Annotated in this window: 16 protein-coding genes; 4 read left to right on the top strand and 12 right to left on the bottom strand. The window is 64.1% G+C overall.

Features of this window, described 5'->3' with window-relative positions:
• Positions 1 to 30: 30 nt before the first annotated feature.
• The 9 genes from sfnG to JJJ17_RS16240 form a co-directional block, all read right to left on the bottom strand.
• Positions 31 to 1,122 (bottom strand): dimethylsulfone monooxygenase SfnG, encoded by a 1,092-nt coding sequence (gene sfnG / locus JJJ17_RS16280; RefSeq protein WP_200688270.1) that lies wholly within the window; start codon positions 1,120 to 1,122, stop codon positions 31 to 33.
• A 22-nt stretch (positions 1,123 to 1,144) separates the two neighbouring features.
• Positions 1,145 to 1,705, bottom strand: a complete 561-nt coding sequence (locus tag JJJ17_RS16275) for an NAD(P)H-dependent oxidoreductase (protein ID WP_200688269.1) — start codon at positions 1,703 to 1,705, stop codon at positions 1,145 to 1,147.
• Between the two features lie 400 nt (positions 1,706 to 2,105).
• A complete protein-coding gene (locus JJJ17_RS16270) occupies positions 2,106 to 2,921 on the bottom strand; it encodes an ABC transporter permease subunit (RefSeq protein ID WP_200688268.1) in 816 nt (271 codons plus the stop codon).
• Positions 2,914 to 3,699: a taurine ABC transporter ATP-binding protein gene (locus tag JJJ17_RS16265; RefSeq protein WP_200688267.1), complete on the bottom strand. Its 786-nt coding sequence runs from the start codon at positions 3,697 to 3,699 to the stop codon at positions 2,914 to 2,916. The genes JJJ17_RS16270 and JJJ17_RS16265 overlap by 8 nt, the downstream gene beginning before the upstream one ends.
• Before the next feature lie 21 nt (positions 3,700 to 3,720).
• Positions 3,721 to 4,725: a taurine ABC transporter substrate-binding protein gene (tauA, locus tag JJJ17_RS16260; RefSeq protein ID WP_200688266.1), complete on the bottom strand. Its 1,005-nt coding sequence runs from the start codon at positions 4,723 to 4,725 to the stop codon at positions 3,721 to 3,723.
• A 46-nt stretch (positions 4,726 to 4,771) separates the two neighbouring features.
• The gene (gene ssuD, locus JJJ17_RS16255) at positions 4,772 to 5,944 is read right to left on the bottom strand and encodes an FMNH2-dependent alkanesulfonate monooxygenase (RefSeq protein WP_200688265.1); all 1,173 of its coding nucleotides are present in this window, start codon (positions 5,942 to 5,944) and stop codon (positions 4,772 to 4,774) included.
• A gap of 56 nt (positions 5,945 to 6,000) precedes the next feature.
• The gene (locus JJJ17_RS16250; RefSeq protein WP_200688264.1) at positions 6,001 to 6,759 is read right to left on the bottom strand and encodes an ABC transporter ATP-binding protein; all 759 of its coding nucleotides are present in this window, start codon (positions 6,757 to 6,759) and stop codon (positions 6,001 to 6,003) included.
• Entirely contained in the window at positions 6,759 to 7,640 is an 882-nt protein-coding gene (locus JJJ17_RS16245; RefSeq protein WP_200688263.1) for an ABC transporter permease, read from the bottom strand. The genes JJJ17_RS16250 and JJJ17_RS16245 overlap by 1 nt, the downstream gene beginning before the upstream one ends.
• A 20-nt stretch (positions 7,641 to 7,660) precedes the next feature.
• On the bottom strand, positions 7,661 to 8,662 hold the full coding sequence (locus JJJ17_RS16240; RefSeq protein WP_200688262.1) for an aliphatic sulfonate ABC transporter substrate-binding protein: 1,002 nt from the start codon (positions 8,660 to 8,662) through the stop codon (positions 7,661 to 7,663).
• Positions 8,663 to 9,085: 423 nt separating this feature from the next.
• Between JJJ17_RS16240 and JJJ17_RS16235 the strand changes: the two genes are divergently transcribed.
• The gene (locus tag JJJ17_RS16235) at positions 9,086 to 10,120 is read left to right on the top strand and encodes a tyrosine-type recombinase/integrase (RefSeq protein ID WP_200688261.1); all 1,035 of its coding nucleotides are present in this window, start codon (positions 9,086 to 9,088) and stop codon (positions 10,118 to 10,120) included.
• A 63-nt stretch (positions 10,121 to 10,183) separates the two neighbouring features.
• Here JJJ17_RS16235 and JJJ17_RS16230 read toward each other — a convergent pair whose 3' ends face one another.
• Together JJJ17_RS16230 and JJJ17_RS16225 are read right to left on the bottom strand one after the other, a co-directional pair.
• A complete protein-coding gene (locus JJJ17_RS16230) occupies positions 10,184 to 11,290 on the bottom strand; it encodes a ParB/RepB/Spo0J family partition protein (RefSeq protein ID WP_200688260.1) in 1,107 nt (368 codons plus the stop codon).
• The gene (locus JJJ17_RS16225; RefSeq protein ID WP_200688259.1) at positions 11,287 to 12,591 is read right to left on the bottom strand and encodes an AAA family ATPase; all 1,305 of its coding nucleotides are present in this window, start codon (positions 12,589 to 12,591) and stop codon (positions 11,287 to 11,289) included. The genes JJJ17_RS16230 and JJJ17_RS16225 overlap by 4 nt, the downstream gene beginning before the upstream one ends.
• Positions 12,592 to 13,027: 436 nt before the next feature.
• On the opposite strand from JJJ17_RS16225, the gene JJJ17_RS16220 reads away from it, so the two are divergent.
• Complete coding sequence (locus JJJ17_RS16220; protein ID WP_200688258.1) at positions 13,028 to 13,705, top strand: hypothetical protein; 678 nt, start codon at positions 13,028 to 13,030, stop codon at positions 13,703 to 13,705.
• 64 nt (positions 13,706 to 13,769) lie between these two features.
• Here the strand turns inward: JJJ17_RS16220 and JJJ17_RS16215 are convergent, their stop codons facing one another.
• Positions 13,770 to 13,982, bottom strand: coding sequence for a hypothetical protein (locus tag JJJ17_RS16215; protein ID WP_200688256.1), 213 nt, complete (start codon positions 13,980 to 13,982; stop codon positions 13,770 to 13,772).
• A 286-nt stretch (positions 13,983 to 14,268) separates the two neighbouring features.
• On the opposite strand from JJJ17_RS16215, the gene JJJ17_RS16210 reads away from it, so the two are divergent.
• Positions 14,269 to 15,240 (top strand): siderophore-interacting protein, encoded by a 972-nt coding sequence (locus JJJ17_RS16210; protein ID WP_200688254.1) that lies wholly within the window; start codon positions 14,269 to 14,271, stop codon positions 15,238 to 15,240.
• A 62-nt stretch (positions 15,241 to 15,302) separates the two neighbouring features.
• Positions 15,303 to 16,478 carry a chromate efflux transporter gene (gene chrA / locus JJJ17_RS16205; protein ID WP_200688252.1) on the top strand — a complete coding sequence of 392 codons (1,176 nt, stop codon included), beginning with the start codon at positions 15,303 to 15,305 and terminating at the stop codon, positions 16,476 to 16,478.
• Positions 16,479 to 16,679 lie beyond the last annotated feature (201 nt).

The raw sequence follows: 16,679 nt of genomic DNA, 5'->3' as shown, positions 1-16,679 counted from the left end.
ACCTCGGGGACGGTGGGTGGTGGTGACCGCCTATTCGGCGGCCACAGCCTCGCGCGCACGTTCGGCCTCTAGCTGGCGGACCAGCGGCAGGACGTGCTTGCCGAAATATTCGACCTCTTCCTGGAAGTGCAGGAAGCCCAGCAGGATCAGATCGGCCCCGGCATCCTTCAGCCCGATGATCCGTTCGGCGATCTGCTGCGGCGTGCCGATCAGGTTCGACCGGAAGCCGTCATTATACTGCACCAGATCCTCGAAGCTGGATTTGGCCCAGTTGCCCTCACCTTCCGGGCTGGCCTTGCCGGCGTTCTTCACCTCATGCGCAAAGCCCTGCACCGCGTCGGGATTGGCCTTGCCGATGATCTCGTCCAGCACCGCTTTCGCCTCGGCCTCGGTATCGCGGGCAATGGCGAAGGCGTTGATGCCGACCTTGACCTTATGGCCATTGGCGGCGGCCTTGGCGCGAATATCCTCGACCTGCGCGGTCAGCCCCTCGGGGGTGTTGCCGTTGGTGAAATACCAATCCGACACGCGGGCGGCCATGTCACGGGCGGCGCGCGACGATCCGCCCTGGAAAATCTCGGGCAGCGGGTCCAGCGGCTTCGGCTTCAGGCTGTAATCGCTGAACCGATAGAAATCGCCACGGAAGGTAAAGCTGTCCTCGGTCCAGATCCCCCGCAGCGCGCGGATGAATTCCTCGGACCGGCGATAGCGTTCATCATGGTCCAGCCAATGTTCGCCAATCGCCGCGAACTCGCCCCGGAACCAGCCCGAGACCACGTTCACCGCGATCCGACCGCCCGACAGGTGGCTGATCGTGGCGATCTGCTTGGCCGCCAGCGCCGGATTCCACGGACCGGGCAAAAGCGCCGCGATCACGTTCAGCTTTTCGGTATGGGCCAGCAAATCCTGACTGAAGCTGACCGATTCATGCTGATTGTCGGCCCCATACCCCGCCGTGAAACGGATCTGGCTCAGCGCATAGTCAAACCCCGCCTGCTCGGCGATCTGGGCCAGCTTGCGGTTGTATTCCGGGGTCCAGCTTGTCCGTTGCTCGATATTCGAGATGACAAGGCCGCCCGAGACGTTCGGCACCCAATAGGCGAATTTGACGGGTTCGGTCATGGTTTTGATCCTGCTGATAGGGTCACTCGGCAGCGAGGCGAAGCGGCCGCGCATCCGGGAAAATCTCGTCCAACTCGGACACGGCACGTTCCAGACGTTCCAGCGCGGCTTCGCCCTTCAACGCGCCATTCTCGAATTCCTTGTCCGAGACATGGACGGCGGTGGACAGAACCCGCGCCTCGAAAAACGCAAACAGCGGGCGAAGCTGATGTTCGACGGCAAGGGCGTGCTTTTCGCCGCCACCCGTCGCCGCCACCAGGATCGGCTTGCGGCGCAGCGAGGTCGGGTCCAAAAGATCGATCAGATGTTTGAACAGGCCCGGATAGCTGGCCTTGTAGGTCGGCGTCGCCACCACGATCGCATCGGCGGCCAACAGCCGCGCAACCTTCTCGCGCGCCTCGGGCGACAGATCGTCCAGCCTGCGGGCGCGGCCAAGATCGTCGCCGAAATCGGCCAGCTCGAACAGCTCGGTCGAGGCGTCCAGACGGTCAGCCGCCAGTGACAACGTGGTCTCGACCAGCGCGCGGGTTTTCGATGGGGAAGTGATGTTGCCCGACAGGCCGACAATGGAAATCTGTGTCATGTCTTCCTCTAAATCACGACTTCTGTGATCGTCTTAAAAGCAGCCGGGACGGATTTCCATTTCGTAGTTGCTGCCGAAACAGCGAAGATATTCTTCGCTGCATCGCGGCAATAAGCCGGAAAGAAAGAGAATGATCGTCAAAGCGGCGATATAGAGAGCCTGATTTCATTTTCAGAGAACAAGGCTGTCGCGACTCGGCATCCGCTGGAAGAAATAGAATGCTACGCCAAACGCATTTCTTCTCTTCACGACGAAAAACATGGTCAAATAACAGCGCACAGGCCTGTTAAACAATATGAATATGGCAGAAACCTGCCGAAATGCTGCAGAATCGCTGGAATGGAAAAACCCTGCATGCTGTCCAGCATGCAGGGCGTTGTTTTCAGAATGAATAATCAGATCAGGATTTGCCGATCCATGGCAGATAACGACGCTCAATATATCGCAAACCAAGCTCGGATATCGTTGCCAGCGCGGAAATGACCAGAATCCCGGCAATCACCATATCGGTGACCAGAAACTGCGCCGCCGACTGGATCATATATCCAAGCCCGCGCGTCGCCGCGACCAGTTCCGCCGCGACCAGCGTGGTCCAGCCCGCGCCAAGCGCAATCCGGATACCCGTCAGGATCGAGGGCAAGGCGGCAGGCACCATCACCTCTCGGATCACCTGCCATCGCGACGCGCCGAATGTCCGGGCCGCCTGAATCTGGCTGTCCGACGCAGCCCGCACCCCCGAAACGGTCGAGATGACGATAGGGGCCAACATGGCAATGGCGATGACCAGCACTTTTGATGGCTCGCCGATGCCGAACCAGATGATGATCAGCGGCAGATAGGCCAGCGGCGGCAGCGGCCGGATGAACTCGATCAGCGGATCAAGGATGCCGCGCCCGACGCGCGATGTGGCGATCAGCAGTCCAGCCGGGACGCCCACCACCATCGCCGCGATCAGTGCCGCAAAGACCCGCCACAGGCTTGCCGCGATATGTTCGGCAAGCGTGGCATTGGCATAACCTTCGGTCGCGACCCGCAGGAAAGCGTCCCATACCCGGCCCGGCGACGGCAGAAAGACCGGCGAGGCCCAGCCGAAGGCCGAGGCGAGCGTCCACAACAGCAGCAGCCCGCCAATGGTGACAAGGCCGACATAGGGGGCCCATGACAATGCCGGGCGACGGCGCGGGGCGGGTGTTTCTGTTAGCGGAAGATCAACCATCAACCAACTCCTTCTCATAAATCGCCGCCAGCAGGCGTTCGCGCGCATCGATGAATTCCGGCTCGGATTTCAGCGCGCGCGGATCTTCGCCCTCTAGGTAGCGGCGACCGAATTCGAACTCTTCACGGTGAACGATCCGGCCCGGCGTCGGCGCCAGAACGATGACCGAGGTGGACAGAAACACTGCCTCCTCGACGCTGTGAGTGATCAGCAATGCGCCTGCATGGCTTTCCTCCCACAGGCTCAACAACAGTTCATGCATCTGGTCGCGGGTCATCGCATCAAGCGCGCCAAGCGGTTCGTCCATCAGCAGAAATTCCGGCTCTGACGCCAGCGCGCGGGCCAACCCGACCCGCTGCCGCTGACCGCCCGACAATTGCCAGACATGTTTGTCCTGATGATCCTGCAGACCCACGGCGGCCAGCCATTCCCGCGCCTTTTCGGCCCGCGTCGCCGCATCGATCCCACGCAGTTTCAGCGGCAGCGCCACATTGTCGCGAACGCTGCGCCACGGGTAAAGCGCGTCGTCCTGAAACACCACCGCCCGATCCGGCCCCGGCCCGGTGACAGGCTTGCCGTCAACCGTGACCCGCCCTGCGGACGGCGCCACGAAACCGCCCGCAAGGTTCAGAAGCGAGGTCTTTCCCGATCCAGACCGCCCGATGACCGAGATGAATTCGCCCCGCGCAAGGTTCAGCGAGACGTTCTGCAGCACCGGCAGCCCGGTCTGTTCCGGCCCGTAATGCAACGAGACCCCTGCAAGGTTCAGCGAACTCATCTGCGGCCCTCCGGCAATGCGCTATTTCTGCGCGGTTTCGGTTTTCTGCGCCGCCTCGGCGAAGCTCGCATTCACCGCGCCGCTGTAATCGTCCAGCGCGGTGGCCGATCCCTGCTCTTGCAGAAACTGCGCCGTGGCCTTGATCGCTTCGGCGGTCGCGCCGCCAAGGAAATCTGCGCTGGTCTGATCCTGCAGGCCGGCAAAGACATAGCCGCCCAGCAGCGCCGGAACGTCGGCAGCAGGCGCGCCGGTCAGCTCCGCGATCTTGGCCGCATTCTCGGATTCCGCACCCCAGGCTGCGGGATCGGCCAGATAATCATCAGTGATCTCGCCCGTCACCTTGACGAAGGCGGTGACGATTTCGGGATGCTGTTCGGCGAATTCCTTGCGCACGATCCATGCGTCAAAGGTCGCCCCGCCCCATTCGGCCACATCCGCGCTATCGGCCAGCACCTCGCCGCCGCCCGCCTTGATCTGGTTCAGCACCGGATCCCAGATATAGGCACCATCGATATCCCCCCGCTCCCACGCCGCCGCGATTTCCTGCGGGCGAAGGTTCAGCAGTTGCACATCGTTTTGCGCGATCCCCCAATGATCCAGCGCCGTCAGCAGCGAATAATGCGCCGTGGACACGAAGGGCGTCGCGATCTTCTTTCCCTTCAGTTCTTCGGGACTGCTGATCCCCTTCACCGCCAGCGCCTCGGCATCGGCGATATTGCCGACCACGTAGATCGTCTCGATCGGCAACCCTTGCGAGGCCGCAGCCGTCAGCGGCGACGACCCGACATAGCCGATATCGATCGACCCCGAGGCAATCGCCGCGATCACATCCGCGCCGCCGCCAAACAGGTTCCACTGAATATCGGCGCCGGTCGCCTCTTCATAACTCTTGTCGGCCTGCGCCACCCGCGACGGCTCGACGATCTGTTGCCAGCCGATGCGCAGCGTCTCGGCAGCGGCGGGCAGCGCGACCGAGCTTAGCAGCCCGGCCACAGCGATGCGGGAAAGAAGACGGGAGAAACTCATGATGATGTCCTTGAACTTGGCGACGACGCGCCCGATTGATCCTGTTTCACGAACCGGCCGCAGCGGTGCGGACATTCCCGCCATGCCCGCCGCCGCCGAAGACCTGCTTTTCGCCAAAGGAATTGCGCAAGGGCGCGACCGGCTGGCCGATCCCGAATTCGGGCAACAGCAACTCGGCCACCCGATACGCCTCTTCCAGATGCGGATAGCCCGAGGCGATCACCGTATCGATCCCAAGCGCCTGATATTCGCGCAGCCGCGCCGCCACCGTCGCAGGCGACCCGACCAGCGCCGTCCCCGCCCCCGAGCGGACCAGACCAACCCCCGCCCACAGGTTCGGCGACACTTCCAGCCGGTCACGCCGCCCGTTATGCAACGCCACCATCCGCTGCTGCCCAACCGAATCCGACTGCTTGCGGAACACCTCTTGCGCCGCCGCAATCGTGTCATCCGACAGCCGCGAGATCAGCCGATCCGCCTCGGCCCATGCCTCTTCATCCGTTTCGCGCACGATGAAATGCAACCGGATACCAAAGCTGACCTTCCGCCCCCGCTTCGCCGCAGAGGCCCGCACCCGGGCGATCTTTTCGCCCACCTGCGCCGGAGGCTCGCCCCATGTCAGATATTTCTCGACATGCTCGCCCGCGAATTCGATGGCCGCATCCGACGATCCGCCGAAATACAGCGGCGGCGCAGGCTGCTGCGCCGGTGGCAGCACCAGCCGCGCATTCCGCGCCTTGATATAGCGCCCGTCCAGGTCGGCATGGCCGTTATGGATCAGGTCGTTGAACACCTGAAAGAACTCGACCGCGTGGTCGTAACGTTCGTCATGCTTCAGGAAGATACCGTCGCCCGCCAGCTCCTGCTCACTGCCGCCGACGACGATATTGATCAGCAGACGCCCGCGCGACAGCCGGTCAAGGGTCGATGCCAGCCGCGCGTAATACGAGGGCGAGGCGGTGCCGGGGCGGATCGCCACCAGAAACTTCAGCCGCTCGGTCTGCGCGGCCAGATGGGCGGCCAGCACAAAGGATTCCTCGCAGGCAGCCCCCGTCGGGATCAGCACCCCGGAATAGCCCAGCCTGTCCACGGCGCGGGCGATCTCGGCGAAATATTCGGGGTCGTTCGGGCGGCTCAGATCATCGCTACCAAGATAAGAGCCGTCGCCCGAGGATGGAATGAACCACAGGAAATCCAGCGGCTTTTGAGGTTCCGGCATGGTGCTACCTTTCGAACGTAGAGATTGAGATGACGCGGCCCGACGGTTCCGCCATGTCAGGCGCTCCGCAGCGCGGCATCGGCGCTGCGCCGGTCCAACAGCGCCACCAGACGATGCCGCACAGCGTCAAAGCCCGGCTGCGCGCGATGCCTTGGCCGTGCCAGATTGACCGGCAATTCCGCGATGATCCGACCCGGATCGGGGCGCATGACGATGATCCGGTCGGCCAGCGCCACCGCTTCATCCAGATCATGCGTGACGACGATCATGGTCGGCTGACTTTCCGAGCCGCGCCAGATCTCCAGCAGATGCCGTTGCAGATCTGCGCGGGTAAAGGCGTCCAGCGCCGAAAACGGCTCATCCAGCAACAGCACATCGGGCCTGCTGACCAGCGCCCGCGCAATCGCCACCCGCTGCGCCTGCCCGCCCGACAGTTCGCGCGGCCATGCATTGGCCTTGTTCGACAGCCCCACCAGCAGCAAGGCCAGCTCTGCCCGGTAAAGCCGTTCTTCACGGGGCAAATGCGCCAGCCCGAAGCCGACATTCTGCTTTACCGTCAGCCATGGCAGCAGGCGCGGTTCCTGAAACACCACCCCGATCCGGTCATGCGGACCATCAAGCGGGATGCCGTCGATCTTGACCACGCCACTGCTGGCCAGTTCCAGCCCGGCGATGATCCGCAACAGGCTGGACTTGCCGCAGCCCGAGGCGCCGACAATGGCCACGATCGCGCCCGGCTCAACCGACAGATCCAGACCGCCGACAGCGTGGGTGCCGTTCTGATAGACCTTTGACAGATTTTCGATGGACAGCATCACGCCACCTCCTGCCTGTTCGCGGCGGCACGGCTGTCAGCCCGCTGCCCGAACCTGTCTTCCCACCGCAACAGCGGTCGCGTCACCGCCACCAGAATGCTGTCGGTCAGCTTGCCCAGCACCGCGAAGGTGATGATGGCGGCGACGATCTGCGCCGGTTTGCCCAGTTGCTGACCATCGATCAGCAGATAGCCCAACCCCCGCGACGCGCCCATGAACTCGGCGGCGACGACGAACATCCAGCCCAGACCAAGGCCCGAACGCAGCGCGGTCACATAGGCCGGCAGAATCGCGGGCAGCATGATCCGGCCAATCATCGCCGGGCTGGACAGGCGATGAACCAGCCCCACCTCGACGACTTTCCGATCGACCGAGCGGATGGCATCCATCGTCCCCAGATAGACCGGAAAGAACACGCCGGTCGCGATCAGGGTGATCTTCGACAGCTCGAAAATCCCGAACCACAGGATGAACAGCGGCACCCAGGCGATCGAGGGGATCGCCCGCAGCGCCTGGACCGTCGGGTCCAGGACACGGGCGATTCCACGGGAATAGCCGGTGATCGCACCGGCAATCGTCCCGGCGGCGACCCCAAGCCCGAAGCCCACCAACACCCGCCACAGCGTCGTCAGCGCATGACCCGACAGATCGCCCTGCCCCCACAACGCGCCAAGCGTCTGGATGATGACCGAAGGCGGCGGCAGCAGCCTGCCAGAGCTCAGCCCCGCCGCCACCGCCAATTCCCACACCAATGCCAGCGACAGCGGCAGGATCAACCCGACCGCCAGCGGCACATTGCGCAGCCCCCCTGCCCTTTCGAACAACGCGGAACGCGCATCCCGATGCTTTCGCGCTTCTGTATCCGAGAGAATATCCGTCATGCTGCGGCTCCTTTCGCGGCTCACGCCTCTGGCGCGCGGTCTTCCAGCAAGTCATTCACTGCGCGGGCAACATCGACCGAGGCGTCCAGCACCCCCGCTTGTTGCAGCGCCAGCCCCGCCGCGCTGATCGCGTCACGCTGCGGCTGGCCGATTTGCGGCAGGGTCAGGTCGGTACGATCATCGATCTGCAAATCGATGACCTCGGGCGCCAGCCCGGTCACCTTCACCGCGACCGCTTTCAGGTCGTCGGGGTGATCCAGCGCATGTTTGCGGGCACGCTCATAGACCGACAGCACGCGGGCAACGGTCTCGGGCTGGCGTTCCAGAAACTCCTCGCGGACATTCAGAATGCCGAACGTGTTGGCTTCCAGATCGCGATGAAACAGCGTCGCCCCATCTTCCAACTCGGCTGCCGCCATCATCGGGTCCAGCCCCGCCCATGCGTCAACATCGCCCCGGATCAGGGCGGTGCGGCCATCGGCATGTTGCAGCAGCACCGGGGTAATATCGGCCTCGGTCAGCCCAACCGCCGCCAATGCACGGATCAGGAAGATATGCGGATCGGTGCCCCGGGTCAGCGCCACCGTCTTGCCCGCCAAATCGGCGGGCGAGGCGATCCCGGCATCGAGCCGCGTCACCAGCGCCGTCCATTCAGGCCGCGAATAGCTGTAGATCGATTTGATCGGATTGCCGTTGATCTTCGAGACCAGCGCGGCAGCCCCGGCAGTCGAGCCAAAGTCGATGGCACTGGCGCTCAGAAATTCCAGCGCCTTGTTCGACCCCGCCGACTGCACCCATGTGATCGCGGTGCCGTCCGCCTTGAACTCTTCCTCAAGCCAGCCCTGCTCGCGCAGCAACAGCGACACCGGGTTATAGGTCGCAAAGTCGATGCGCAGTTCCTTCAGCGCCTCTGCCCGCAGCAAATGCGGTGCAGCCAGCGCCGCCGCAGCGAAACCCGCAACCCCGGCGACGACGCCCCGCCGTGACAGATGCAGCCCGTCCACTGTCCGATCCTTGGCCATCATCATCTCCAGATTGCGGCCCAGCGGCCCGTTCCTATTTCACGACTAGAAATATCGTGTATTAGGATTTTTCGTAAATAGAACGGTTCGGGTCTTGTTCGCCGCCGCGCGACGACAATCCTCTCTCCCGACCGCATTTCACGACCGGGATCTTTTTCGGACAGGCTGAACCACCAGCGAATCGCGGCTTTTGCGCCGCTATCGGTGATGTCCCGCGCCGCCGGACTTGCGAAATCCGCCATTCTCTGAGCGAAACCGGACGAATCGCACCCACTTCCACCCGCCTGCGACCTACATTCTTATCCGCAATTTATCAACAAAATGCGGATTACTCAAACAACAGCGATTTTGCCCATTAACATTCGATAATGTTCCCTTATCAACAAACTTGACTGCCCCCTTCCACACCCTCATAATCCGCCCATGGACCTGCCAATCACCCCCCTCTCCCTGACCCCCGCCGAAGAGGAAGCCCTCGCCGACCTCTACCGCCGCGGCACCCCTGCCAACACGCTCCGCGCATGGGAACGCGACCTCGCCTACATCTCGGCCTGGAAGCAGGCCAGCTACGGCGAACCCCTCGCCTGGCCCGAGGGTGAGGCCGTGGCGCTGCGCTTCCTGACCGACCATGCCGTGGACCTGACCGACCGCCCCGGCAAGGCGCAAGAGGTTGCGCTGGCCCTGATCGCCGCCGGACTGCGCCGCACGCTGGCCTGCCCGGCCCCCGCGACGCTGGACCGGCGCGTGGCGAGCTGGCGGGCCTTCCACCGGATGAAGAACCTGCCCTCGCCCTTCGACGCGCCGCTGGTCTCGCAGGCGCGTGGGCGCGCCCGCCGTGCCGCCGCCAGACCGACGCAGCGGAAGTCCGAGAACCCGATCACCAAGCCCGTGCTCGAAGCGATGCTGAAGACCTGCGACCACAGCCATCGCGGTCTGCGCGACCGGGCGATCCTGATGCTGGGATGGGCCTCGGGCGGGCGCAGGCGGTCCGAGATTTCGGCCCTGAACCGCGACGACATCGATGCCCGCGAATTCGACAGCGCCGGGCTGCTGAGGATCAGGCTGCTGACCACCAAGACCACCGGCCCCGACGACGCCCCGCGCCTGCCGCTGAAGGGCCGCGCCGCTCGGGCGGTCATGGATTGGATCAGCCTCGCCGGTATCCTGCGCGGGCCACTGTTCCGCCCGGTCAGTCAGGCCGACCGGGTGCTGGCCCGCCGCCTTGGCCCCGAAAGTATCCGCTCGGTCGTCCGCCATCGCCTGACCCTTGCCGGATACCCGCCCGAATTCGCCAGCGCCCATGGTTTGCGGTCGGGCTTCCTGACCCAGGCGGCATTGGACGGCGCGCCCCTGCCCGCCGCCATGCAGCTTTCCCTGCATCGCAGTGCCAATCAGGCGCAGCGCTACTATGCGGATGTCGAGATCACCGAGAACCCGGCGACCGATCTTCTGGGTTGAACGAGAAAGGGCGGCCCGAAAGCCGCCCTTTCCACCCCGGAAAACCTTCCCCGCGGGGAAGATCTATTCGATCTGATCCAGCAACATCGCCACCGCCGATTCCAGCTTTCGCCGGTCGATGGTCGAGAAGTCACGCGGCAATCTGATCTCCAACCGGCCATTCGCGGCGGTGCATTTCGCACTGCCTTGCGGGCGCACCAGTTGGAAGGTGGTCTTGGCCTTGCCCTGCTGCGGCACCGGCGCCGCGACTTTCCTGACCGGCTCACCGCCCTCTTCCAGCGCATCGACCCCCTGCCCCGCATAGCGCCGCAGAATGTCGAGTTCGTCCTTGACCGACCGATCGTCCCAGTCATGAAGATCGGTCTTGATCGCCGCAACGATCCCCGGCACTTCCTCCAGCCGCTGGGCCAGAGACAGGCCCAAGGCGCGCGGAATGTCCTGCGCATATTTCAGCACCTCGCCCAGCCGCTGCACGACCGGGATGAAGTTGCGGATATAGCTGCGCTTCTGGTAGCCCGCCGATTTGAACAGGATCGCCACCGCCTTTTCCGGGTCATGTTCGGCGGTGTGCGGGTCGATCGCGTAATGCACGGCAAGTTGCGCCATCTCGGCGAAAGAGATGTCCTTGCGGACCAGATTTTCATCCACCATCCGGCGGTAAAGCTGCTCAAGCCGGTCGCCGCGCGCAACGATACCTGCCGGGATCGTGCCCCATGCCTCGGCATCGCCGGTCTCTGCCAGCAACTGCCGATAGGCCGACAATCGCCGCCAGCCCTGGATCAATTCGTAGCGGCCATCGCGCCCCTGCTCGACCCTGATCGGGTTCGACAGACCGATATCGCGGATCGATGCGACCAGTTCGGTCATTTCGAAATCGGCGGCCGGCGCGCGGTCGCGGGTCAGTTTGTAGGTGTCGATGGCGTCCAGCGGGATCATGTCGGTAATCAGGCCCGCGCGTTTCAGGCGCACATGTTCCTGCGCCAGCGCATCGTTTTCGGCACGGATCTGCGCCTCGATCTCGGCGCGGTCGCGGCTGGATTCTGCGGTCTCGGCAATCGCGGTCGCCATCGGGCCACGACGCTGCTCGCGCGGCTCATCCTTCCCCGCGGGGAAGGTTTCCGGCTCATCCTCGGGGATTTCGATGTCGAACATGCGGCGCTTGCGGCTCATGCCTTATCCTCCAGCTTGTCCCATGCCTGCAGAACATGGGCGCGAAATTCCTCGTAAGCCTGATCGAATGTCGCCCGCGCGCGGCGCCATGTGCCACGGGTCATCTCGCGGTAATCGATCTCATAGATCGACGACAGGAAGCGGCCCGATTGTTCGACCGCGCGGGTCAGCTCAATCGGGTGTTCGGCCATCCGGTCGCCGAAAACCTGCCGGAAGGCGTTCAGCATCGCCTGATGCAATTCATTCGAGGGCTCGTAACGGGTCATCAGGAAGCGAATGTCGGCGAAGGCCTTGGGCAGCGAAATCTTCCCCGTGGGGAAGTTTTCGAAGCCATGGGACAGGTCTTCCAGCGCCTCGGCCAACTGGCCGATGAAGCTGGTGGTCGAGTCATATTCCCAGTAGCCGGGACCCGAAGGGATATAGAGCATGTCGGCGGCAAAGACCGCGTTCATCGACTGATACCCGATGGCCGGGGGGCAGTCGAAGAGGATCAGGTCGTAGGCATCGTCGGCAAGGCTGTCGAGGAAGCGCGAGACGGCACCGAAGAAGGTCCATTCGGGATTGAGGTGCCGATACTGGGCGCTGGCGAACTCGACGAAGGCGGCATTGGCGCAGCTTGGCACGATATCGATCGTGGACCACGCGGTCGGCTTGATGAAGTCCGCAGGCCGCAGCGAGCCAAGGCCCATGTCGCGGATCGAGGCGGGCAGCTTGCGTTGGGGCAGGGCGGTGCCGCTTTCCGCGCCTGCGGTCGGGGTGTTCATCCGATCGGTCTCGCGTTCCAGATCGCGGGCCATGATGCCCCAGACGGTGTGATCCTCGCCGACATCGGTCAGGCCCATCGAGTGGCTCAGGGTGGCCTGCGGGTCGAAATCGACGACAAGGACGCGGTAGCCGTCAAGCGCGGCGGCATGGGCGAGATGCAAGGCCACGGTGGACTTGCCCGCGCCGCCCTTGAAGTTCGCGACCGCCGCGCGAAAGGCGCGCTTGCCGGCGGGGCGGGGGGGCATCAGCGACTTCTTGTTGATGCGGACGCGGCGGCGCAGCTCGTTGATCTCATCAAGGCTGAACCAGCGCTGACGGCCATCCTCTTCGACTTCCCCGAGGGGAAGGTTCGGATCGGCGGCCAGCTTACCGCGGAAGGTGGACTGATTGATCTGGAAGATCAGCTCGGCCACTTCCCAGCTAGAAAAGCGGCGGAGGGTTTTCTCGTTGGCGGGGCTGAAGGTCTGCCGCCGGATCCAGCCCTGCATCTTCAGGGATTGCGATTGCAGCCGGGCAAGGTCTTCGTGCGTGTACATATGGTGCCTGTATCGAAGGACGTTGATTATTATTGTTTCTGCTTTTACGCTGGATTTGCGTCTTTGGCAAAAGCCAAGTTTACTGAAGTCGTATCTTAGCCCATTCCAGCGCCTGTTGCGCGAATCGGCTGTCCGGCGTGCGCTGTCCGTTGCGGGGCAGGGGGCTATGGATAGGGGGACAGGCCCGGGTGTTCTGCTAGGGATTGGGGGACATCCGTGGACAAATAGGGGACATCCAGTATGTCACCCTATACCATTAATACCGATTATTCCTGCCGGAATGGGACGGGAAAAGGCGCAAGGGTGCAAAACTCTTGACAGAATCGGGAAACGGGACGCAAATGCTGTGAAGATGGTGAAAAGCGTTTGAGACGACACAAGATCGTCCATTCACCAGACGAGCAATGGCCGGGTTAACCGGCAGGCAGGAGCAGCGATGCAGGTGATCAAACCCGTCGGCCGAGAGGCGGCGGCGAAGAAATATGATATCCTGTCAGCGATGATGGCACATGCGCTGGCTGGCGACCAGAACGCGCAGCGGCTTGTGCTGCGGCTGATGGCGCTGATCACCACCAGATATAACTGGCAGAGGAACGAGCTTGTCATGGGCCAGCGCGAGATAGCGCGGCTGTGGTGCGTGGATGAGCGGACGGTCAAGCGGGATATGGCCCGGCTGAAGGGGCTGGGCTGGATCACGGTGAAGAAGCAAGGCGCGCGGGGCAGGGTCTCGGTTCTGGGGATCGATCTGGAGCGGATCATGCTGGACACCCGCCCGGCCTGGCCGAATATCGGCGAGGATTACGTGGCCCGTGTGGGCGGGGTCGAAGAGGTGGCGGACCGGACCGTGGTTCCGTTCCGAAGGCCCGATCCTTTGCCCGCCGAGGGGCTGTGGGGCAGGGCGCGGGCGATGCTGTCGGGTGAGGACGGTGCGCTTTACGATGCGTGGTTTTCGGGGTTGGTGGATGGCGGCGTCGAGGCGGGCTGTCTGACGCTGTTGGCGCCAAGCCGGTTTCACGCGACCTATATCCGCACCCATCTGATGGCGCGGTTGCAGGTGGCGGTCAGGCGTTGCGATCCGGTCGTCAGCGCGGTCAGGATCGAGGCGCCGTCATGACCGGCAAGCGAAACCGCCGGCTTGCGCCGGCGGTTCCGGTGTCGCGATATTGGCTCGCTGACGCTTACTGCGACGGAGCTTCGCCTGCCGGTGCAGGATCGGTGGCCGGTGCTGCCGCATCCGGGGCGGGCGCGCTTTCGGCTGCCGGGTCGGTGGTGGTTGCGGCGGGATCTGCGCCTGCGTCACCCTCTTCCTTACACGCGCTCAGCACGGTGGCGCTGGCAAGTGCGACGGCAAGAAAGGCGGCCCGGACGGGCTTTTGACGAATAGACATCATGGTCTGAACTCCATTGCAGCTCTGTTCACCTCCTCCTTGACGATACGGCCTGCGCATCGCCGGGTGGTGATCCTGATCTTGCGCATCCGGAATGAAACGGCCAGAGGGCCGCATTTCGTGCGGCGAAAACAAGCCATTAGCCCTGCGATCCGTGGGCAGGTTCCCGCTGCATCTGCGAAAAGCCGCGTGGTCATGACAGCTTCGAGAGGTGGTTGCCGGGGGTATTGTTGACAAAAATGCTTTTGTATATGCTGCCGGACGAGTCATTTCGATCAGGACTTCCATCATGTCGCAGCTTCGCACCTATCGCAATCTGGGCGTTATCCCGCGTGCCTCGGGCGCAGCAGTTGCGGCGCTGAAGGCGCGGGCGACGGCGTGGGATGTGCCGCTGGTCGAAAGCCCCGAGGCGCTGAGCCTGTTCGTCTGGGGATGCGAGTTGCGGCTGACGCCCGAGGACGGTTCGGTGCGCGTCGATCTGGCGGCGCCGGAAGCGCGGCTGATGGGCAATCTGCAGGACAGCGCGACCGAGTTGTTCGCAGAGGCCGGGCTGGAGATCCTGTGGGAACGGGTGGATGAAGGCGCGCTGGCGCCGGGGCTGTCGCTGATGCGGGTGGTGTCTGTTTCGCCGCGGACGCCGGGCTATCTGCGGGTGCGTCTGCAGGGGCCGGAGGCTGCGCGGTTCGGGCAGGGAAGCCTGCATTTCCGGCTGCTGGTGCCGCCTGCGGGCCGTCAGGCGATCTGGCCGAGGATCGGGGCCACGGGGCGAACCATCTGGCCCGAGGGACCGGATGCACTGCACAGGCCGGTCTATACGGTGATCGAGCAACAGGATGACTGGCTGGATTTCGACATCTTCCGGCACGAGGGCAGCCCGACCTGCGACTGGGCCTTGTCCGGCCCCGAGGGCGCCGAGGTCGCGATCATCGGACCGGGTGGCGGCTGGTGCCCTGACGCGGCGCGACTGCATCTTTTCGGGGATGAGACAGCCTTGCCCGCGATCGTGCGGATGCTGGAACTGGCGACCTGCGAGGTCGAGGCTTTCGTCAGCGCAAGCTATCCCGATCTGGGACCGCTGGCGGCGGACCCCCGGGTGAAGAAGGTCGATGATCTGCTGGCTGCGCTGCAGGATTGCGGGACAGGCGAAGGCAGCTTCGTCTGGTTCGCAGCCGAGGCCGGTCAGGCGCGGAAGGCGCGCAGCCATCTGCAGGCGCGCGGGATCGACAAGCGGAATTTCATGGCGGCGGCTTACTGGGGATAGCGGCGCGGGCGACGGACGGCTAGGTTGCGCCCGTCCGGTCCCGATGCAGGAATCCCGTTTCGATGAGCGACAGCAATGGCAGCGCGGCCGAGGTGTTTCGGGTGTTCCTGAAACTGGGTCTGACCTCGTTCGGCGGGCCGGTCGCGCATCTGGGATATTTTCGCGAAGAGCTGGTCGTGCGGCGGCGCTGGCTGACCGATGCCGCTTATGCCGATCTGGTCGCCTTGTGTCAGTTCCTGCCGGGCCCGACCTCCAGTCAGGCGGGCTTTGCGGTTGGGCTGACGCGGGCCGGATGGGCCGGGGCGGCAGCGGCTTTTGTCGGGTTCACGCTGCCCTCGGCCCTGATCATGCTGGCTTTCGCGATGGCCGCGCCGGGGGTCGGCGGGCCGTTCGGCGAGGGGCTGCTGCATGGGCTGAAGCTGGTCGCGGTCGCCATCGTGGCACAGGCTTTGTGGGGGATGGCGCGCAGTTTGACGCCGGATGCGCCGCGTGTCGCGATTGCGGTTGTGGCGATCGCGGTGCTGATGCTTGCGCCCGGCGCGGTGGCGATGATGGTGGCTATCCTGATCGGCGCTGTCGCCGGGCTGATGCTGCGGGAGACCGGAGCGGGCAGGGCAGGGGGGCCGGTAAGCCTGCCCGTGTCGGCGCGGATCGGTTGGATCGCGGCGGTCGGTTTTCTGGCGCTGCTGGTGTTGTTGCCGCTGCTTGCGGAGGCTGTGCCCGGTTTGGCTTTGGCTGACAGCTTTTATCGCGCCGGGTCGTTGGTCTTTGGCGGTGGGCATGTGGTGCTACCGCTGCTGGATGCAGAGATGGTGCAGACGGGACGGGTGAGCGCCGATCAGTTCCTTGCCGGATATGGCGCGGCACAGGCGCTGCCGGGGCCGCTTTTCACCTTTGCCGCCTATCTGGGGACCGTGGTCGGGGCGTCGTTCTGGGCCGGGTTGATGGCCTTGGCCGCGATCTTTCTGCCGGGGTTTCTGATCCTTATCGCGGCGCTGCCGTTCTGGAGCCGCTTTCGGCAGGAAAGCGTGGCGCAACGGATGATGCAGGGGTCGAATGCCGCCGTCGTCGGAATCCTTGCGGCGGCGCTTTACGATCCGGTGTTTGTCAGCGCGGTGCATGGGGTGGCGGATCTGGCGCTGGCGGTCGGGTGTTTTGCGTTGCTGATGCTGAGGGTGCCGCCATGGGTGGTGGTGGTGCTTGCAGAGTGCGGCGGGATTGGGTTGGCGTTGGTTTGATGGGGGGTGGTGCGTGCGGAGCACGCACCCTACGCAACGCTTTAATCGGTTAACTTAAAGCGCCCGCCCGGAATCGAGTCGCCCTTGGGCGACGCCGGGCAGTGCACAGCCGCCCCCCGGCTGGGCACTTTGGTGATGCCGCGCGCGACAGAGGTGTTCGACGGGGTGGCACCATAAAGTGGCAAGAACGACCGTTGCGCA

This window comes from Paracoccus caeni, assembly GCF_016629665.1.
Taxonomy (GTDB): domain Bacteria; phylum Pseudomonadota; class Alphaproteobacteria; order Rhodobacterales; family Rhodobacteraceae; genus Paracoccus; species Paracoccus caeni.
This window is presented reverse-complemented; position numbering and strand designations above follow the sequence as displayed.